The 20,669-nt window shown below is 41.1% G+C and carries 16 protein-coding genes, 5 tRNA genes and 1 pseudogene; 2 read left to right on the forward strand and 20 right to left on the reverse strand.

Translation table 11 applies throughout. The features are described 5' to 3' along the window. Window positions 1-22: 22 nt before the first annotated feature. The 17 genes from rpoC to rpsU form a co-directional block, all read right to left on the reverse strand. Window positions 23-4,309: a DNA-directed RNA polymerase subunit beta' gene (gene rpoC / locus H6A27_RS01810; protein ID WP_204507468.1), complete on the reverse strand. Its 4,287-nt coding sequence runs from the start codon at window positions 4,307-4,309 to the stop codon at window positions 23-25. Window positions 4,310-4,330: 21 nt separating this feature from the next. Continuing rightward, the gene (gene rpoB / locus H6A27_RS01815; protein ID WP_204404327.1) at window positions 4,331-8,143 is read right to left on the reverse strand and encodes a DNA-directed RNA polymerase subunit beta; all 3,813 of its coding nucleotides are present in this window, start codon (window positions 8,141-8,143) and stop codon (window positions 4,331-4,333) included. A gap of 135 nt (window positions 8,144-8,278) precedes the next feature. After that, window positions 8,279-8,656 carry a 50S ribosomal protein L7/L12 gene (gene rplL, locus H6A27_RS01820; RefSeq protein ID WP_007567329.1) on the reverse strand — a complete coding sequence of 126 codons (378 nt, stop codon included), beginning with the start codon at window positions 8,654-8,656 and terminating at the stop codon, window positions 8,279-8,281. 78 nt (window positions 8,657-8,734) lie between these two features. After that, window positions 8,735-9,250 carry a 50S ribosomal protein L10 gene (rplJ, locus tag H6A27_RS01825; protein ID WP_204404325.1) on the reverse strand — a complete coding sequence of 172 codons (516 nt, stop codon included), beginning with the start codon at window positions 9,248-9,250 and terminating at the stop codon, window positions 8,735-8,737. Between the two features lie 14 nt (window positions 9,251-9,264). Then, a complete protein-coding gene (rplA, locus tag H6A27_RS01830; protein WP_204390630.1) occupies window positions 9,265-9,963 on the reverse strand; it encodes a 50S ribosomal protein L1 in 699 nt (232 codons plus the stop codon). A 16-nt stretch (window positions 9,964-9,979) separates the two neighbouring features. After that, on the reverse strand, window positions 9,980-10,423 hold the full coding sequence (gene rplK / locus H6A27_RS01835) for a 50S ribosomal protein L11 (RefSeq protein WP_154043744.1): 444 nt from the start codon (window positions 10,421-10,423) through the stop codon (window positions 9,980-9,982). A gap of 58 nt (window positions 10,424-10,481) precedes the next feature. Further along, window positions 10,482-11,024 carry a transcription termination/antitermination protein NusG gene (nusG, locus tag H6A27_RS01840; RefSeq protein ID WP_204404323.1) on the reverse strand — a complete coding sequence of 181 codons (543 nt, stop codon included), beginning with the start codon at window positions 11,022-11,024 and terminating at the stop codon, window positions 10,482-10,484. 12 nt (window positions 11,025-11,036) lie between these two features. Beyond that, window positions 11,037-11,231 (reverse strand): preprotein translocase subunit SecE, encoded by a 195-nt coding sequence (secE, locus tag H6A27_RS01845; protein WP_204404321.1) that lies wholly within the window; start codon window positions 11,229-11,231, stop codon window positions 11,037-11,039. A 16-nt stretch (window positions 11,232-11,247) separates the two neighbouring features. Further along, a tRNA-Trp gene (locus H6A27_RS01850) sits at window positions 11,248-11,320 on the reverse strand. A gap of 57 nt (window positions 11,321-11,377) precedes the next feature. Further along, window positions 11,378-12,562, reverse strand: a complete 1,185-nt coding sequence (tuf, locus tag H6A27_RS01855; protein ID WP_204404319.1) for an elongation factor Tu — start codon at window positions 12,560-12,562, stop codon at window positions 11,378-11,380. A 51-nt stretch (window positions 12,563-12,613) separates the two neighbouring features. Further along, window positions 12,614-12,685, reverse strand: a tRNA-Thr gene (locus H6A27_RS01860). 22 nt (window positions 12,686-12,707) lie between these two features. Then, window positions 12,708-12,780 (reverse strand) — tRNA-Gly (locus H6A27_RS01865). Window positions 12,781-12,793: 13 nt separating this feature from the next. Next, window positions 12,794-12,876, reverse strand: a tRNA-Tyr gene (locus H6A27_RS01870). A gap of 12 nt (window positions 12,877-12,888) precedes the next feature. Next, window positions 12,889-12,962 (reverse strand) — tRNA-Thr (locus H6A27_RS01875). Window positions 12,963-13,053: 91 nt separating this feature from the next. Next, the gene (gene hpf, locus H6A27_RS01880; RefSeq protein WP_154043740.1) at window positions 13,054-13,353 is read right to left on the reverse strand and encodes a ribosome hibernation-promoting factor, HPF/YfiA family; all 300 of its coding nucleotides are present in this window, start codon (window positions 13,351-13,353) and stop codon (window positions 13,054-13,056) included. A gap of 16 nt (window positions 13,354-13,369) precedes the next feature. Further along, entirely contained in the window at window positions 13,370-14,251 is an 882-nt protein-coding gene (locus H6A27_RS01885) for a tyrosine-type recombinase/integrase (protein WP_204404317.1), read from the reverse strand. A gap of 76 nt (window positions 14,252-14,327) precedes the next feature. Next, a complete protein-coding gene (gene rpsU, locus H6A27_RS01890) occupies window positions 14,328-14,519 on the reverse strand; it encodes a 30S ribosomal protein S21 (protein ID WP_154043738.1) in 192 nt (63 codons plus the stop codon). Window positions 14,520-14,690: 171 nt separating this feature from the next. Here rpsU and H6A27_RS01895 point away from each other — a divergent pair, with 171 nt between their 5' ends. After that, window positions 14,691-16,469, forward strand: coding sequence for an aminopeptidase P family protein (locus H6A27_RS01895; protein ID WP_204507469.1), 1,779 nt, complete (start codon window positions 14,691-14,693; stop codon window positions 16,467-16,469). A 108-nt stretch (window positions 16,470-16,577) separates the two neighbouring features. On the opposite strand, the gene H6A27_RS01900 is transcribed toward H6A27_RS01895, so the two are convergent. Beyond that, window positions 16,578-17,465 (reverse strand): DMT family transporter, encoded by an 888-nt coding sequence (locus H6A27_RS01900; protein ID WP_204507470.1) that lies wholly within the window; start codon window positions 17,463-17,465, stop codon window positions 16,578-16,580. A 21-nt stretch (window positions 17,466-17,486) separates the two neighbouring features. Beyond that, window positions 17,487-18,269 (reverse strand): 4Fe-4S binding protein, encoded by a 783-nt coding sequence (locus tag H6A27_RS01905; protein ID WP_204404311.1) that lies wholly within the window; start codon window positions 18,267-18,269, stop codon window positions 17,487-17,489. A gap of 417 nt (window positions 18,270-18,686) precedes the next feature. On the opposite strand from H6A27_RS01905, the pseudogene H6A27_RS01910 reads away from it, so the two are divergent. Further along, window positions 18,687-19,793, forward strand: a pseudogene (locus tag H6A27_RS01910) (phage integrase SAM-like domain-containing protein); the annotation flags it as partial. A gap of 251 nt (window positions 19,794-20,044) precedes the next feature. Here the strand turns inward: H6A27_RS01910 and H6A27_RS01915 are convergent. Then, window positions 20,045-20,200 carry a hypothetical protein gene (locus H6A27_RS01915; protein WP_204507471.1) on the reverse strand — a complete coding sequence of 52 codons (156 nt, stop codon included), beginning with the start codon at window positions 20,198-20,200 and terminating at the stop codon, window positions 20,045-20,047. Window positions 20,201-20,669: the final 469 nt, after the last annotated feature.

The following is a 20,669-nucleotide window of genomic DNA, read 5'->3' on the forward strand; positions in this document are numbered from 1 at the left end:
TTTTTATATGGTTAAAAATAAATTATTCTACATCATTATAGTCTAATATATTCTTCTTGTTAGCCAATATTCTGTCGTATTCGTCTTTTGAGCCTACAACAATCTTCTCGAATTCACGCTGACCTGTACCAGCAGGTATCAAATGACCGCAGATTACATTCTCCTTCATACCTTCAAGACGGTCAACCTTACCGTTGATTGCAGCCTCGTTAAGCACCTTAGTAGTTTCCTGGAAGGAAGCAGCAGACATGAAGCTTGATGTCTGAAGGGCAGCTCTTGTGATACCCTGAAGTATCTGAGTAGATGTAGCAGGAACAGCATCACGAACTTCAACCAATTTAAGGTCACGACGTTTCAACAAGCTGTTTTCATCTCTCAATTTACGAGCTGTTACAATCTGACCTGGTTTAAGGTTCTGAGAGTCGCCAGCATCAACAACAACTTTCTTACCCCAGATTCTATCGTTCTCTTCATTGAATTCCATACGGTCTACTACCTGAAGTTCAAGGAATCTAGTATCACCCGGTTCGTCAATCTGTACCTTACGCATCATCTGACGTACGATGATTTCAAAGTGCTTATCGTTAATCTTCACACCCTGCAGACGATAAACGTCCTGGATTTCGTTAACGATGTATTCCTGTACTGCTGTAGGACCCTTAATGGCAAGGATATCAGCAGGAGTAATAGCACCATCAGACAATGGAGTTCCGGCACGTACATAGTCATTTTCCTGTACAAGAATCTGCTTAGACAATGCAACCAGATACTTACGTACTTCACCAGTCTTAGATGTAACGATGATTTCACGATTACCACGCTTAATCTTACCCATTGTTATCTCACCGTCGATTTCAGAAACCACTGCAGGATTAGATGGATTACGAGCTTCGAACAACTCTGTTACACGTGGAAGACCACCGGTAATATCACCAGCCTTACCTACAGCACGAGGTATCTTGACAAGAATATCACCAGCCTTAACGTTTTCTTTATCTTCTACTACTACGTGACCACCTACCGGCAAGTTGTATGTACGTAAGATACCGCCATTTTCATCTAGGATGTGTAATGAAGGAATCTTATTCTTATCTTTAGACTCAGTAATAATGATTTCGCGTAAACCTGTAGCTTCGTCTGATTCAACCTTATATGTTACGTTTTCAATTACAGACTCAAAGTCTATCTTACCACCAACTTCTGTTACGATTACGGCGTTGAATGGGTCCCATTTAGCAATAAGTTTGCCCTTTTCAACAATTTCTCCATCAGCAGCATAAAGTTTTGAACCGTAAGGTACGTTGTGAGTTGACAATATTATACCAGTATTAATATCAACGAAACGAACTTCAGCCAAACGACCAACAACAATCTTAACTGGTTCGCCTGTTTCTTCTACAGCGTCGACAGTACGCAATTCTTCAAATTCCAGACGAGCAGGATTCTTAGCAACGATTGACGCATTAGCAGCCATGTTACCTGCGATACCTCCGGCATGGAATGTACGAAGAGTAAGCTGAGTTCCTGGCTCACCAATTGACTGTGCAGCAATAACTCCGACAGCTTCACCTTTCTGAACCATCTTACTTGAAGCAAGGTTACGTCCGTAACATTTAGCACAAACACCCTTCTTCGATTCACAAGTAAGCACAGAACGGATTTCTACGCTTTCAATAGGTGATTTTTCTATTTCTTCAGCTATTGCTTCAGTAATTTCCTCACCGGCAGCAACAATAAGTTCACCAGTTGTAGGATGTATAATGTCGTGTACAGAAACACGTCCCAAAATACGTTCATAAAGTGTAGCAATAACTTCATCGTTATTCTTCAATGCTGTACAAACAAGTCCGCGCAATGTACCACAGTCTTCTTCATTGATAATCACGTCGTGTGAAACATCGACAAGACGACGAGTCAAATATCCGGCATCGGCAGTCTTCAACGCAGTATCGGCAAGACCCTTACGAGCACCGTGAGTTGAAATAAAGTACTCCAACACGGAAAGACCTTCCTTAAAGTTAGAAAGGATAGGGTTTTCAATGATCTGAGCACCTTCGGCACCTGCTTTCTGAGGTTTAGCCATCAAACCACGCATACCAGACAACTGACGGATCTGTTCCTTAGAACCACGGGCTCCGGAATCAAGCATCATAAATACTGAGTTGAATCCCTGGTCGTCGTTCTTAATAGTCTTATATAGAATGTCAGACAAATCACTGTTAACGTGTGTCCATGTATCAATAACCTGATTGTAACGTTCATTGTCAGTGATGAAACCCATGTTATAGTTCATCATGATCTGTTCAATTTCTTCGTTACCACGTTTAACAAGTTCTTCCTTCTCTTTTGGTATGATAATATCACCAAGGTTGAATGACAAACCACCTTCGAATGCCATCTTATAACCAAGGTTCTTGATACCGTCAAGGAATTCACAAGCACGTGCAACACCCACAGCCTTGATTACGTCGCTGATGATGTCACGCAATGACTTCTTAGATATGATAGTATTAAGGTAACCACATTCGTCAGGAACGATTTCGTTTACGATTACACGTCCTACAGAAGTTTCCTTAATCATCTTCTTGACAATATTTCCATTTTCATCCAAGTCATTAGCCACTACACTAACTATTGCATGAATATCTACTTTACCTTCATTGTATGCGATAAGAGCTTCTTCCGGTCCGTAGAATATAAGTCCTTCACCTTTAGCTCCCTTACGCAACTTAGTGATATAGTAAAGACCGAGTACCATATCCTGTGCAGGCACAGTGATAGGCGCACCGTTTGCAGGGTTAAGGATATTGTGTGACTGCAACATCAACATCTGTGCTTCCAGAATAGCTTCATTGCTCAAAGGCAAGTGAACGGCCATCTGGTCACCGTCGAAGTCGGCGTTGAACGCAGTACATGCCAATGGATGCAGCTGGATAGCCTTACCTTCAATCATCTTAGGCTGGAATGCCTGGATACCAAGACGGTGAAGTGTCGGAGCACGGTTCAGCAATACAGGGTGTCCTTTCATTACATGTTCCAGGATATCCCAGATAACCGGTTCCTTACTGTCAACAATCTTCTTGGCAGACTTAACAGTCTTGACAATACCTCTTTCGATAAGTTTTCTTATGATAAACGGTTTGTAAAGTTCGGCAGCCATCAATTTAGGAATACCGCACTCACCCATCTTCAATTCAGGACCTACAACGATTACAGAACGTGCAGAATAGTCAACACGTTTACCCAACAAGTTCTGACGGAAACGTCCCTGCTTACCTTTCAGACTGTCAGACAGAGACTTAAGAGGACGGTTAGCATCTGTCTTAACGGCACTTGCCTTACGAGAGTTATCGAACAATGAATCCACTGCTTCCTGAAGCATACGTTTTTCATTACGCAAGATTACGTCCGGAGCCTTGATTTCGATAAGTCTCTTCAGACGGTTATTACGTATAATAACACGACGATAAAGGTCATTCAAGTCGGATGTCGCGAAACGTCCACCATCCAATGGTACAAGAGGGCGTAATTCTGGCGGTATGACCGGAACGTTCTTGATAATCATCCATTCAGGCTTGTTTCTTCCCTTAGAAGAACGGAATGATTCAACAACCTGCAAACGCTTCAAAGCTTCATTCTTACGCTGCTGAGATGAATCATTGTTAGCTTTATGACGGAGTTCGTATGAAAGTGCATCAAGATCAAGTCCTGCCAGAAGATCATAAATAGCTTCAGCACCCATCTTGGCAATAAACTTATTAGGATCAGAATCATCAAGGAACTGGTTATCCTTTGGAAGTGATTCCATGATATCAAGATATTCGCCTTCTTCAAGCAAATCATATTTGCTAAGTCCGTCTTCAGCCTTGATACCTGGTTGTATTACGACATATCGTTCATAATAGATGATAGCATCAAGCTTCTTAGTCGGCAATCCCAACAAATAACCTATTTTGTTAGGCAAAGAACGGAAATACCAGATATGGGCTACCGGTACAACCAGCTGGATATGTCCGCTACGTTCACGACGCACTTTCTTTTCTGTAACTTCAACACCGCAACGGTCGCAGACAATACCTTTATATCGAATACGTTTGTATTTACCACAGTGACATTCGTAATCCTTTACCGGACCGAATATACGCTCGCAGAACAAGCCATCACGTTCAGGCTTATAGGTACGGTAGTTAATGGTTTCAGGTTTCAGAACCTCACCGTAAGAGTTTTCAAGAATCTCTTCTGGCGAAGCCAAACCAATAGTAATCTTTGAGAAATTACTTTTTATTTTAGTATCTTTTCTAAAAGCCATACTTAAATTTGTTTTGTTGTTTTATTCCATTGTTATGCTCAAGCACAGACCTCTCAATTCATGAAGCAATACGTTCAGTGACTCAGGGATACCCGGTGTAGGCATTGGTTCACCTTTAACAATAGCTTCATAAGCCTTAGAACGTCCTACAACGTCATCCGACTTGATTGTCAGAATTTCCTGAAGGATATGAGCGGCACCGAATGCTTCGATAGCCCAAACCTCCATTTCTCCGAAACGCTGACCACCGAACTGAGCTTTACCACCAAGTGGCTGCTGCGTAATCAACGAATATGGACCGATTGAACGAGCATGCATCTTGTCTTCAACCATGTGACCAAGTTTAAGCATGTAAGTTACACCAACTGTTGCAGGCTGGTCAAACTGTTCACCGGTTCCACCATCATACAAATAAGTCTTACAATAGCGAGGTAATCCTGCCTTGTCTGTCCATTTATCAAGATCATCAAGTGTGGCACCGTCAAAGATAGGAGTCGCGAACTTAAGTCCTAATTCTCTACCGGCACGTCCCAAAACAGCTTCGAATATCTGTCCGATGTTCATACGTGAAGGCACACCCAATGGGTTCAATACTATATCTACCGGAGTACCATCAGCAAGGAATGGCATATCTTCCTGTCTAACGACTCTTGATACAATACCCTTATTACCGTGACGACCGGCCATCTTATCACCGACACCGATCTTACGTTTCTTGGCGATATATACTTTAGCCATCTGCATAATACCTGATGGCAACTCATCACCGATTGTAAGGGCAAATTTCTTACGTTTCAAATCTGCGTCAAGTTCTTTGTACTTCTTGATATAGTTCATAATCAATGAGCGAATCATACCGTTCTTATGTTCATCAGAAGTCCATGAGCTCAACTGTATAACTGTATAATCTAATACTTCAAGATCACGCTTGTTGAATTTAGCTCCCTTAGCAATTACCTCTGTGCCAAGATAATCCTTAACACCCTGCGATACAAGGTTGTTAGTGAGAACCATCAATTTTTCAACAAGAATATCTTTAAGTTTAGCTGCTTTTTCTTCAAACTCTTCATTCAGTTTAGGCAAGATAAGCTTGTCTGCATTCTTTTCACTACGAGTCTTTACTACACGTGAATACAGTTTCTTGTCTATAACCACACCTCTCAATGATGGAGAAGCCTTAAGAGAAGCATCCTTAACATCACCGGCCTTATCACCGAATATAGCACGCAACAGTTTCTCTTCCGGAGAAGGATCTGATTCACCCTTAGGAGTAATCTTACCAATAAGAATGTCTCCCGGCTCAATACGTGCACCAATACGTACGATACCTGTTTCATCAAGGTCTTTAGTAGCTTCTTCGCTTACGTTAGGAATATCAGCAGTAAGCTCTTCCATACCGCGTTTTGTTTCGCGGACCTCAAGGATGTATTCATCTACGTGAACAGAAGTAAGGATATCTTCTCTTACTACACGTTCATTCAATACGATAGCATCCTCATAGTTATATCCTTTCCACGGCATGTATGCTACAAGCAAGTTCTTACCCAAAGCCAGCTCACCGTTAGCAGTAGAATATCCTTCAGTAAGGATATCACCCTTCTTGACACGCTGTCCTTTTGAGCATATTGGACGCAAGTCAATAGTCATACTCTGGTTAGTCTTGCGGAACTTAGGTATCTTATATTCCACTAAAGCTGAATCAAAGCTTACAAATTCTTCATCATCAGTACGGTCGTAAAGGATACGGATTGTTGTAGCGTCAACAAAGTCAATTACACCATCACCTTCGGCAGCAATCTGAGTTCTTGAATCCTCACAAAGCTGTTTTTCGATACCAGTACCAACGATAGGAGCTTCTGTACGCAACAATGGAACTGCCTGACGCATCATGTTAGATCCCATCAACGCACGGTTGGCGTCATCATGTTCAAGGAATGGAATCAATGATGCAGCGATAGATGCAATCTGCTGAGGAGATACGTCCATCAACTGTACCTGATCAGGAGTGACAACAGGATAATCAGCATCACGACGAGCCTTCACCTTTTCGCGGATAAATGTTCCATCATCATTAAGAGGAGCATTACCCTGGGCAATGATTACATCTTCTTCCTCTTCGGCTGACAAGTATTCAATACCTTCCGGCGACAAGTCAACGACACTGTCCTTAACTTTACGATAAGGAGTCACGATAAATCCAAGGTCATTTATCTTCGCATACACACACAAAGATGAAATCAAACCGATGTTCGGACCTTCAGGAGTCTCGATAGGACACAAACGTCCGTAGTGAGTATAGTGTACGTCACGTACCTCAAAACCAGCACGGTCACGTGAAAGACCACCAGGACCAAGGGCAGAAAGACGACGTTTATGAGTAATCTCAGCCAATGGGTTAGTCTGATCCATGAACTGTGACAAAGCGTTAGTTCCGAAGAATGAGTTGATAACAGACGAAATAGTCTTGGCATTGATCAAATCAATCGGAGTAAACACCTCATTATCACGTACGTTCATACGTTCGCGGATAGTACGGCTCATACGTGCCAACGCAATGGAGAACTGGTTTGAAAGCTGTTCGCCCACAGTACGTACACGACGGTTACTCAAGTGGTCGATATCATCAACGTCAGCCTTAGAGTTAATAAGCTCGATAAGGTATTTGATGATTTCGATAATATCTTGTTTAGTCAGCACTCTGACATCCATAGAAGTGTCAAGTGATAACTTCTTGTTTATTCTGTAGCGACCTACATCACCCAAATCATAACGTTTTTCAGAGAAGAACAGGTTGTTTATAACCTCTCTTGCACTTGCATCATCAGCTGGATCAGCATTTCTCAACTGTCTGTATATGTACAATACAGCTTCCTTCTCAGAGTTAGACGGGTCTTTCTGTAGTGTATTATATATAATTGAGTAGTCAGAAGCGTTAGCATTGTCATTGTGAACAAGAATGTTCTGCACTCCAGATTCCAGAATTACTTCAATATGGTCTGGCTCAATAACTGTTTCACGGTCTATAACTACCTCATTACGTTCGATAGATACTACTTCACCAGTATCTTCATCAACGAAATCTTCAGTCCATGTTTTGAGAACACGTGCAGCAAGCTTTCTTCCTACAATTTTCTTAAGGTTCTGTTTGTTAACCTTAATTTCTTCTGCGAGATTGAAGATTTCAAGAATGTCTTTATCATTTTCAAAACCGACAGCACGAAGCAAAGTTGTAACAGGCAACTTTTTCTTACGGTCAATGTAAGCATACATGACATTGTTTATATCTGTAGCGAACTCAATCCATGACCCCTTGAATGGGATGATACGTGCGGAATATAGTTTTGTACCATTAGCATGAACGCTCTGTCCGAAAAATACACCTGGAGAACGGTGAAGCTGAGAAACAACCACACGTTCAGCACCATTTATTACGAATGTACCTTTAGGTGTCATATATGGAATCGGACCCAAGAATACATCCTGAATCACTGTGTCAAAATCTTCGTGATCGGGGTCTGTACAATAAAGCTTCATCTTAGCTTTCAAAGGGACACTATATGTAAGACCTCTTTCCAAACATTCGTCTATTGAATATTGTGGCGGATCAACATAGTAGTCAAGGAACTCGAGCACGAAATTGTTGCGGGTGTCTGCAATAGGGAAATTCTCAGAGAATACTTTGTAGAGTCCATCCTTCTTACGCAATTCAGGCGGTGTGTCCAGTTGCATGAAGTCATGAAACGACTTCAATTGCACTTCCAGGAAATCCGGATACTGCATCGGATTCTTAATAGAAGCAAAATTAATTCTTTGATTTTGAGTGTTTAAAGACATCTGTAATTCAATTATGAATTAAAAATAATTATATTTTTCTGTTGTTAAGACAACTATACGCTGTGAGACGCAAAAAGGTTAAGAATCCTCAATACTGAGGACTCTTAACCGAACTACCTGATTTACAGGATAATCTTATTTAAGCTCAACTTCAGCTCCAGCTTCTTCCAATACTTTCTTCAAAGATTCAGCTTCATCTTTAGCCAAACCTTCTTTAACTACGCTAGGAGCACCGTCAACCATGTCTTTTGCTTCTTTCAAGCCAAGACCACAAGCTTCTTTAACGGCCTTAACTACCTGCAATTTAGCAGCACCTGCGCTCTTCAAAACTACATCGAAAGATGTTTTTTCTTCAGCAGCAGCTGCACCAGCAGCAGCAGGACCAGCAGCAACAGCTACAGCTGCAGCAGCAGGTTCAATACCATATTCTTCTTTAAGGATAGTTGCAAGTTCATTAACTTCTTTTACTGTCAAGTTAACTAATTGTTCTGCAAAAGCTTTCAAATCTGCCATTTTTGTATGAATTTAATTGTTTGTTACTAAATTGAATATAAATAATTATTTTTTGTTCTTAAAGGTTGAGCCACTGAATTATTCAGCACGTTCACCCAAAGTCTTAAGAACTCCGTGAATGGTGTTACCACCAGACTGAAGAGCTGAGATAACGTTCTTCGCAGGCGACTGCAACAATGCAATGATATCTGCGATAACTTCGTTCTTGCTCTTGATAGTAGCGAGTGCTTCAAGTTGATCTGCACCTACATAGAATCCTTCTTCTGCGTATGCAGCCTTCAATGCAGGAACTCCATCTTTGTATTCCTTCAAAAGTTTAGCAGGAACATTAGCAGTTTCTGTAAACATGATTGAAGTTGTACCCTTCAAAGAGCCATACAATGGAGAGAAATCAACATCCAAACTCATCAATGCTTTGTGAAGCAAAGAATTCTTCACAACCATCAGCTTAATACCGGCGTTGAAACATTTTCTACGAAGTTCGCTTGTAGAAGCTGCATCCATTGCAGTTGTATCTACAAGGTAAAAATGTCCATACTGCTTAACGGTTTCAGCCAACTGACTTATAATTGCGCCTTTATCTTCCTTTCTCATGATTACTCCTTATTTTAAATTTCGTCCACTGATTTAGGGTCAACTTTGATACCCTTACTCATTGTACTTGAAAGATAAATACTCTTTATATAAGTACCTTTAGCTGTAGTAGGTTTCAGTTTTATGATTGTAGCGATAAATTCTTTCGCATTTTCACGGATCTGGTCAGCAGTGAATGATACTTTACCGATTGAAGTATGAACGATACCGCTCTTATCAACCTTGAAATCAATCTTGCCTTGCTTAACTTCCTTAACAGCCTTAGCTACATCCATAGTTACAGTTCCACTCTTCGGGTTTGGCATCAATCCACGAGGACCGAGCACACGACCGAGAGCACCGATCTTACCCATGATAGACGGCATAGTGATGATTACATCAATATCTGTCCATCCACCTTTGATCTTTTCAATATATTCGTCAAGACCTACATAGTCAGCACCAGCTTCCTTTGCAGCAGCTTCAGCATCAGGTGTACACAAAACAAGCACTCTTACCTGCTTACCTGTACCATGAGGAAGAGAAACAACGCCTCTTACCATCTGGTTAGCCTTACGAGGGTCAACACCTAAACGTACGTCAATATCTAATGAAGCATCAAATTTTGTAAAAGTAATTTCCTTTACCAACTGAGAAGCTTCCTTTAGTGAGTATGCTTTCCCTGCTTCAATTTTTTCTGCAGCTAACTTTTGATTTTTTGTCAGTTTACCCATTCTCAATTGAAGTTAATTAGTTATTACCCGGGAAGTCACCTTTTACAGCGATACCCATACTTCTAGCTGTTCCAGCTACCATTCTCATAGCAGCTTCAATAGTAAAGCAGTTCAAGTCAACCATCTTGTCCTGAGCGATAGTACGAATCTGATCCCAAGTCAGTTCAGCAACTTTCTTACGGTTAGGTTCAGCAGAACCGCTCTTCAATTTAGTCATCTCCAACAACTGTATTGCAACAGGAGGAGTCTTGATTACGAAATCAAAAGACTTGTCTGTGTAGTAGGTAATGATAACAGGCAATACTTTACCTGCCTTGTCCTGGGTTCTGGCGTTGAATTGCTTGCAAAATTCCATGATATTAATACCCTTAGAACCCAAAGCAGGTCCAACGGGAGGTGATGGATTTGCAGCGCCTCCTTTAATCTGTAATTTGATTAGTCCAGCAACTTCTTTAGCCATTTTTTTTTAGATTTAATATAATTGAATAACGAATGGAATATTCACGTAACAGAATGAATTATTCCTTTTCCACATCCGTAAAGCCTAATTCAAGGGGAGTTTTACGCCCGAAAATTTTGACCATTACTTTCAACTTGCGTTTTTCAGTGTTAACTTCTTCAATGAATCCACTGAAACCTGTAAACGGTCCAACGCAAACTTTCACTGTTTCTCCTACTGTGTACGGGATACTCAAATCCTGTTCCACTTCCTGCAATTCATCCACCGTACCTAAAATACGATTTACCTCCGATTGTCTTAGTGGCACCGGATTTTCCTGTCCACCAAGGAAGCCGATTACATTAGGGATGTTTCTCAAATAATGAGCGACCTCACCTACTAACGCAGCTTCAACCAAAACATATCCAGGAAGATAACTTCTTTCTTTCACAATTTTCTTTCCATTGCGAACCTGAACATATTTTTCGGTAGGAATCAATACCTGAGAAACGAATTCGCTAAGTCCGTTGTGCCTCAAATCGGCATCAAGATATTCTTTAACCTTAGCTTCTTTTCCGCTTACAGCACGAAGTACGTACCATTTTTTAATAATCTCAGACATCTTTTCTTATTTTTAGTGCGGATAGATAATATCTTCCATTAAAAACTGGAAAGCAGAATCCATAAGAAAAACAACCAGTGCAATGAGTAGGGAAGCAGTTAAAACAACCACTGCACTGCTAGAAAGCTCTTTACTTGTAGGCCATGTAACTTTATGGACTAGTTCGTTGTATGATTCCTTAAAACTATTAGCTATCTTTTTAAACATATCCTATCAATTTTAGCACGGGAAGAGAGGCTCGAACTCCCGACACTCGGTTTTGGAGACCGATGCTCTACCAACTGAGCTATTCCCGTAAAAATAGTTCCCGAAAATCAATCTCGGGAACTATAAACTATATTTTACTACTTGTATTAGTCAAGAAGTTCTGTAATCTGACCAGCACCTACAGTACGTCCACCTTCACGGATAGCGAAACGAAGACCTACGTTCAATGCTACTGGGTAGATAAGTTCAACGTTGATTGTAACGTTATCACCTGGCATTACCATTTCAACACCTTCTGGCAATGTGATTTCACCAGTACAGTCCATAGTACGCAAGTAGAACTGAGGACGGTATTTGTTGTGGAATGGAGTGTGACGACCACCTTCTTCTTTCTTCAAGATATAAACCTCAGCTTTGAATTTTGAGTGAGCTTTAACCTGTCCTGGGTGGCAAAGAATCATACCACGTTTGATTTCGTTCTTGTCGATACCACGAAGCAACAAACCTACGTTATCACCAGCTTCACCCTGATCCAACAATTTACGGAACATTTCAACACCAGTTACAACTGATTTCTTGTCTTCACCAAGACCAAGGATTTCAACTTCGTCACCTACCTTGATAACACCAGCTTCGATACGACCTGTAGCAACTGTACCACGACCAGTGATTGAGAATACGTCTTCAACAGGCATCAAGAATGGTTTATCGATATCACGTGGAGGAAGTGGAATCCATGTATCAACTGCATCCATAAGTTCCATAATCTTTTCTTCCCACTGTGGAACGCCGTTCAATGCACCAAGTGCAGAACCACGGATGATAGGAGTGTTGTCACCGTCAAATTCGTAGAATGAAAGCAATTCACGCATTTCCATTTCTACAAGTTCCAACATTTCTTCATCGTCAACCATATCACACTTGTTCAAGAATACAACAAGACGTGGAACGTTTACCTGACGAGCCAAAAGGATATGTTCACGAGTCTGAGGCATAGGACCATCAGTAGCAGCAACTACGATGATAGCACCATCCATCTGAGCAGCACCAGTAACCATGTTCTTAACGTAGTCGGCGTGTCCCGGACAGTCAACGTGTGCATAGTGACGGTTAGCAGTCTGATATTCTACGTGAGAAGTATTGATAGTGATACCTCTTTCCTTTTCTTCAGGAGCGTTATCGATAGAATCGAATGAGCGCATTTCTGAAAGACCTTTCTTTGCCAAAACTGTTGTGATAGCAGCTGTCAAAGTAGTTTTACCGTGGTCAACGTGACCAATTGTACCGATGTTTACATGCGGTTTCGAACGTTCAAATTTCTCTTTAGCCATAGCTTTACTTGTTATTTATTTTGATTAATAATCAGCTTTTCTATTCTTAAGAGCTGTTACCGGGACTTGAACCCGGGACCTCTTCCTTACCAAGGAAGTGCTCTACCGCTGAGCTATAACAGCGATTTTTCTATAACCAAAAGAGAGCGGAAGACGGGACTCAAACCCGCGACCCTCAGCTTGGAAGGCTAATGCTCTATCAACTGAGCTACTTCCGCATCTGCTTTATTGTGGGCAAAGATGGATTCGAACCACCGAAGGCGTAAGCCAGCAGATTTACAGTCTGCCCCATTTGGCCACTCTGGTATTTGCCCTTTGTTTTTTTGAGCCTCTTGTCGGATTCGAACCAACGACCCCGAGATTACAAATCACGTGCTCTGGCCAACTGAGCTAAAGAGGCTTATCACAAACTTTGCAACCGCAAAGCGGTAAGTTTGCGGCTGCAAAGTTAGATATAATTTTTAAATCACAAAATAAATACTCTTATTTTTTTATTTAATTTGCTGTTTTTCTTTTGTTTTCTGCAATTGTTTCGACAGAGCATCCATACATGTATCTATCGCTTCTTCGAATGTATCGCATACTTTTTCTGCGTAAAACTCGGAATTCAGTGCCAATATTCTCACTCCGGCTTCTTTATTCATAGCCGTTTCCGGTTTTACTACTTTTAGAGACACCTCAACTTTCTTTATATCGTCGCAAAACTTCTCGAGCTTTTCAGCTTTTTTCTGAATAAAAGCCTCCAATTTTTCTGATGCATCGAAATGAATTGATTGAATTCTTACTTCCATAAAAACCTCCTTTTCTTTACGCTCTTGGATGAGCATGTTTATAAACTTTCTTTAATTCCTCAAAGGTCGTATGAGTATAGATTTCAGTTGTAGTAACACTCTCATGCCCCAACAATTCTTTTACAACTTCAAGCTCCGCTTCATTATTAAGCATCGCAGTCGCAAACGAGTGTCTCAGCACGTGAGGACTTCTCTTCTTCATCACAACAACCTTCGACAGGTTTTGCTTCACTAATTTATAGACAAGCATCGGATACAGCTTTTTACCATTCTTTCTTACGAAAAAAGCCTCACATACGCCGCCCACCGCAACATTCCTGCACTTGAGATAAGCTTCAATAGCCGATTTCAGTTCACCGCCAAAAGGGATTATTCTTTGCTTATTACGTTTTCCCGTCACTTTAAGCGCGCAAGAGAACAAATCAACGTCAGCATCCCCCAAGGATATTAATTCAGAAAGTCTTATGCCGGTTTCATAAAACATTGTCAGCACAAGTTTATCACGAACACCTTCGAAAGTATCGTCAAAAAAACCGCCATCCAATAATTTATCCATATCAGCTTCCTTTACGAAAGCCGGCAACGGTTTCTTGCGCTTCGGACCTTTAACGACAGAAACGGGATCTACCGTTATAAGCCTTCTTTTCAAGAGATACTTATAAAATGTCCGCAAAGCACTGAGCTTCCTATTAACAGAAGACCCGGACACTCCGCTTTCCATAAGCCGGACGACCCACCCACGAACAACATCGGAGTCGGCAGTCTCAAGCCTTAATCCGCCATCAAGTCCGCTTAAATACCTTTGGAACTCCCTTAAATCTATTCCATAAGAGACAACAGTCTTTTCAGAATAGTTACGTTCATACCTTAGGTATTGCAGAAAAGATTCTAATATCATAGAAACATTGCAATATTAATTCAGCAACGAATATATGAAAAGAATTCAATAATTCAAAAAAAATTCCGCGAAATTATTACTCTTCTACCTGATGCAATTTCTGAACGTAAATAGCACGTTCCATCTTCAATCTTTTCAAAACAGACGGTTTGTCAAACTGCTGTCTGCTTCTAAGTTCTTTTACAACACCTGTTTTTTCGAATTTTCTCTTAAATTTTTTCAGCGCTTTTTCAATGTTTTCGCCTTCTTTTACTGGAACTACGATCATGTTTTAAAAAATTAATTATGTTGTTGTTAAATATTTTTCTGCAGTAAAATTTGCGGTGCAAAATTACACATACTTTCTTAATATACAAAACTTTCCATGCATTTTTTCCTGAAAACGCATAATTAGCATTATCTTTGTAGGTATAATAACCCACAACAATTATATATACACATGAAAGATACTATTATAGGAAGAATAGCCTCATTGAGACACTTTATGGATAAAAAAGGCCTATCGGCATATATCACCTTCAGCACAGACCCTCATTCAGGAGAATATGTCCCCGAACATTGGGAATCACGAAAATGGGTTACAGGCTTCACCGGCTCGGCAGGCACTGCAGTAATCACCACAAACGCCGGAGGGGTTTGGACTGACTCGAGATACTTCCTTCAGGCAGAAGAACAACTCAACGGGACCGGGCTAAAACTCTTCAAGGAACGGCTTCCGGAAACGCCATCCATAAGCGAATGGCTGGTAGAAATCTTACAAAAAGGAGATAAAATAGGGTTCGACGGATATACCACATCACTTGACACAATAAGCAGTCTGAAGAATAAACTGTCAGAAAAAGGGCTTGAGCTTGTAATGACTGAAGACCCATACCAATACATCTGGAGCGACCGTCCTGAAATTCCGAAATCCAAACCTTTCGTTTTAGACGAAAAATTCTCCGGCGAAGACACTGGCTCCAAACTGTCAAGAATAAGGGAAGCATTGTCTTTGGATAAAAACAGCTCAGTGCTGTTATCATCTTTAGACGAAATAGCATGGACACTAAACATGCGAGGTGAAGACATTCACTGCAACCCTCTATTTGTATCATACCTTATTATATATAACGAGTCGGCAACATTATATATAGATAAAGAGAAATTATCTGAAGCCGCAACATCCTATCTCCATTCACACGGTATAAATATAAAGGAATACGGCGAAATAGAGTTTGACCTTAACGAATGTCATGGCTGTAATATATGGATGTCCCCTACTATAAATTTTGCAATATACAATGCCGCAGCCAATCACAATAATGTAAATATAGCAAACTCGCCTGTATGTAATTTCAAATCGGTAAAGAACAGCACCGAAATAAACGGATTTCATGCGGCAATGATACGCGACGGAGTGGCAATGACAAGATTCTTGAAGTGGCTGGAAGAGTCGGTATCAAAAACCGAACTGACAGAAACAAGCATAGACAGACAACTATACAAGTTCCGCTCCGAGATGGAACATTTTCGAAGCATCAGCTTTGATACAATTGCCGGATATCAGGAACACGGAGCTATAGTACATTACGAAGCGACAGAAGAGACCGCATCAAAGCTCAAGCCTGAAGGCTTCCTCCTGCTTGACAGCGGAGCACAATACCTTGACGGGACGACCGACATTACGCGCACCATACCACTCGGCCCGGTTTCAGAAGAGCAGAAAAAAGACTACACTTTAGTTCTGAAAGGATTCATACGACTCGCTATGGCAGAATTTCCGGAAGGGACATGCGGCACACAACTCGACGTACTGGCCAGGATAGCGATGTGGAACGAAGGAATAAACTACGGACACGGAACAGGGCATGGAGTAGGACATTTCCTTAATGTCCACGAAGGTCCTCATCAGATAAGGATGAACAATGTTCCGGCTATATTACGACCGGGAATGACCATAACAAACGAACCGGGAATATACAGAGACGGACGATACGGAATACGTACAGAAAACACAATGCTGATAGTTCCAGGAAAAGTTACCGAGTATGGAGCTTTTTATAAGTTCGAGCAACTTACACTATGTCCGATAAACAAGGAGCCTATAATTCCGGAAATGCTGTCGCATGAAGAAATTTCATGGTTAAACAATTATCATAATATGGTTTACTTGAAGCTTTCGCCATTTCTGACAGACGAAGAAAATAACTGGCTAAAAGCCAAAACTTTACCGTTATAAACGACAGCCGCTCCAGAATGCTAAATTCTGTTAACCAAAATGAGCTGTCATTTGACCTTAAACGACATGACGTTTTAACTTAAACGTCCTGTCGTTTTTTTAAAACGCCTACTTGCCTGCTACTATCATCCCCAACAGCACGAAAAAAGCACCTATAAAGACCATATAATTCAAGGTCTCCCCCAACACAATGGCAGATGCAAGAATTGAAATAACAGGCATTAAATATATATAGTTTGACACCACTACCGCATTAAGCTTTTTCAGACAAACACTCCACAACATGAAACAGGCAAAAGACGCTATCAGCCCGAGAAATACCAAGCGCGATATTACAGCCGAAGAAAACAAAATATCGGTAGAGACATTAAGCCCTCGTGAGGCCAAGACCGGAATCAATGTCAAAATGCCATAGAAGAAAGTTTTCCTTGTAATAAACAAGGCCGAATATCTTGTACTCAATCTTTTTATAATAAGAGTGTATAAAGTCCACGACAAAGCCGACGCAAGACATAACAAATCACCCAACGGACTAATCTTTATAATAAAATTAGTATTGAATATTACAGCTGAAACCCCTAACAATGACAACAATGAGCCCGTAACAAGTCCGGCTCTTGGCTTTTTTCTTTCAATAACAGACTGCAGAAGTAGCGTTATCAAAGGCGTGGTACTGCATATAAGAGCCACATTGGAAATCATGGTAAACTCAAGCGCCGTATTCTCCGTTATAAAATACAGAGTTCCACCGAACAGCCCACAAAGAAACATCATAAATTCATCCCTAATGCTTTTGGCCATAAGCACAAAAGGACGACTGAATATGCAAAGCCCGATATAAGCCAATACGAATCTATAGAAAAGTATATCAGACGGTGATAGCCCCGACATCAACAATATCTTAGTTGATATAAAGGTTACAGACCAGACGAAAACAATACCTAAAGCGAGTACGTGAAACCGAATATCACCATTCCCTTTCATCACACCATCCATACGATCCCAACAAAATACATTTTAAAAGAAAAACTCCGGAATCTTCCTTTCACTGAAATTATCATAAAGGAATTTCGTAAAAGGAGTATCAAACTTTCTTGCCGCATTGGGACACACCTTAACGCATGCACAACATAATGTACATTTATCAACGTCAGTTATAATCTCACCGGCAGAAGTTTCCGAAATAGCATGCGTAGGACATGACGCTATGCACACTCCACATGAACAGCAGGCATCAGTACTGACAGGAGCCACAGGCTGTTTAGGCTTAAGTTCCTTGTATGGGAAATTTCCCGGGACAGACAGTTCTCCTATTTCAGGCACAGACACAATCTTGTCGATGACCTCTTTACCGAAATGCTCGGCCATGCTGAGGTCGAAATAATCAGGCCGTCCCTGGGCGACAGGCATTTCAGGTCGGCTATAACTATGCTCACCTATGAAAGCCGCTGCAGCCACCGGACGGAAGCCACGTCGGACAGCCTCATTCTTCAGCTCAAGCAACGCATCATCATAATGCCTGTTTCCATATACTACCACCGGCACACACATCGCCCCATCGCCATTCAGTGAGCTCAGGCGCTCAAGAAACTGAGCCGGCACCCTACCGCCGTAAACAGGTGTAACAAACACTGAAAGAGAGTCTGCAGGAACAGATGAAATTGAAATATCACCAAAAGTAATGTCATACTCAAGCAAATTATTAACCTTCAATCCGTCACCTATGGCATGAGCAATTTTTTTTGAGGTACCCGTCGGAGAATAATATATCAGATTTACAGCCTTTATTATCTTGTTCATAATGAAGCTATCATTTTTTAGGGTTTATTTTATAGAAATAATTTCATAGCACAAAAGTAAACAAATTATACAATGAAAAAACAAAAGAGGAATTTTTTTACGAGAATAAATAATATATCACAAAAAAAGGAGTTGTAATCACAACTCCTTCAACTTCTGTACCCAGACCCGGTACAAGGCATAGAAATCATAGGAAAACAAAAGAATTTATTTTCCTTATTATCAGCCATTTGTATATTTCTTATTTTCTCCATTTTTGCCATATTTTGCCCATTTCCTGTTATTCAGTACACTTTTAGTACACTTTGAAATTCCATTTTCTTTTGTACCTTTGCAATATCGGAAAACAAAAGAAAATCAATTATTTAGTGTAATCACCCGGTTACGGTATCTAAATCGGGATAAAACCTCTAAACAATGGCAAAGTTAGAAAATAAAAACGAAAGAAAACCCTAAATTGGAGCAAAACAGGCTGTCGGACGGCAGAATTAGTTTGTATCTGGAGTATTATTTGGGTAGAGAGGAAAAGCCTGTATTGGATGAAAACGGTAATCAGGTGTATTATGAAAGCGGTAAGATGCAGGGAAAGCCGAAGTTCGCTATCAAGCATCACAGGCGAAAAGAGAACCTCAGCCTGTATCTGATAGAGAAGCCACGTACCCCTCGGAACGCCAGCAGAACAAGGAAACACTGGAGCTTGCTGTAAAAATACGTGCCGAACGTGAACAGGAGTTTAAGGAAAGTATGTTGGGCTCTCGCCTGAAAAAAGACCGGAACGTGAATTTCTTGGATTATTTTCAAGCCTATATCAATGACTATACCAAGAAAGACATTCGGATGGTGCAAATCGCCCTAAGCCGTTTCAAGGACTTTTTGAAGGAGCATTACCCGATGCACGAGTTCGGCATCAAGCCGGAACTTATCACGAAAGACATGATGGAACAGTTCGTAGCTTATCTGCAATCCCGGAGCGTGGGCGAAGGGGCTAAAAGCATCTTCCAGCGTTTCAAGAAGGTTATCCACTATGCGATTGACCACGATGTGATGCTGAAAGACCCCTGCAAAGGCGTTACCTGCAAGGCGGATAGCCAGATACTACGCAAGGACGTGCTTTCGCCGGAAGAAATCCAGCGGTTGATTGCGTGCCATTATGACAACGAGAACCCCAACGTAAGGCGTGCGTTTATCTTTTGCCTGTATTGTGGCTTGCGCTTCTGTGATGTGAAAGACCTTACCTATAAGAATATCGACTACGCTAATAAGCTGCTAAAATTTGAGCAGAACAAGACCAAAGGTCATTCCGCCAGTAGCGGTGTGGTCATTCCGCTCAATGACGGTCTTCTTTCGCTTGTGGGAGAACCGCCGGCAGACGGTAACAAAGACGCTCTCATCTTCAACCTGCCTTCGTATGAAAGTTGCTGCAAATCCGTCAAGCGTTGGGTGAAAAGAGCCGGGATAGATAAGCACATAAGCTGGCATGTCGCAAGACATATCACTTTCTCTTATTTGCTAAAAATAAGAAACTTACAAAGATTGTCAGCTTAACAGGTAACGATTTGGAAACCAGCGGGCTTCTCTATTCTGCAATGTTCTGCATCAATCAAAAGAACGCTTTTCTCATTTGCAAAAATAATGTTTTTCTTCCTTATAACCAAAGCTATTCCTCTGAAAAATAGAGAAAATCAAACATCTTATCATTATTGTATATTTGTTGCACATCTTGGTGATGAAAATCAGTAGTACTGTCCTGCTTTTAATTCCATACCGTTTCTACATTATATTTGAGCCTGCCCGTTTGCGAATAGCCCGTTGGTAGGTTTGCCTGTCTGTGTGCCGACAGGCAGGCGTGCCGGCAGACCGGTCGGCAGGCAAGCAGGACGGCAGGCAGGTTGGAGCGCGGTCATGCTTGCAGGCCAGTGTGTGTATGCCATGCCTATACGCTTTTGTTTATTGCACCATTCCTTTGTTGCTTCATTACTACGTTGATAGACGGATGTATTGTACCACCGATTTATATCATTCAAACTCCACCTCTCTAAAGCCACAATCCATTGCTGATACCTTTATTTGAAGTTTCGCTGTTGTAAACCTGCACAACAACACGACAGCAAACCAGCATATCATTGAAACTATGTTGCTTCCTATCTGCATTGAATTACTTTCTTGGTTGTCGGGTTCTGTTCTTCATTGTTTTAGCAAACCATTGGTTCGCTGAGCTTGTAAACAAGCGAGGCTGTATTTGCCCAAAATAGCATTTCCTTATTGGTCTAATGTCTGTTTTGGCTGTGATTGGCACATATCGACATCGAATTGACACTATTGTCTGTTTCTCAGATGGATGAAAATCCGGCTTTGTTCTCTGTAAGCTCAATAAAGTGCAGGCTTGCACACTGCCCTCAT

The sequence above is a fragment of the Bacteroides caecigallinarum genome (genome assembly GCF_016902295.1).
Taxonomy (GTDB): domain Bacteria; phylum Bacteroidota; class Bacteroidia; order Bacteroidales; family Bacteroidaceae; genus Phocaeicola; species Phocaeicola caecigallinarum_A.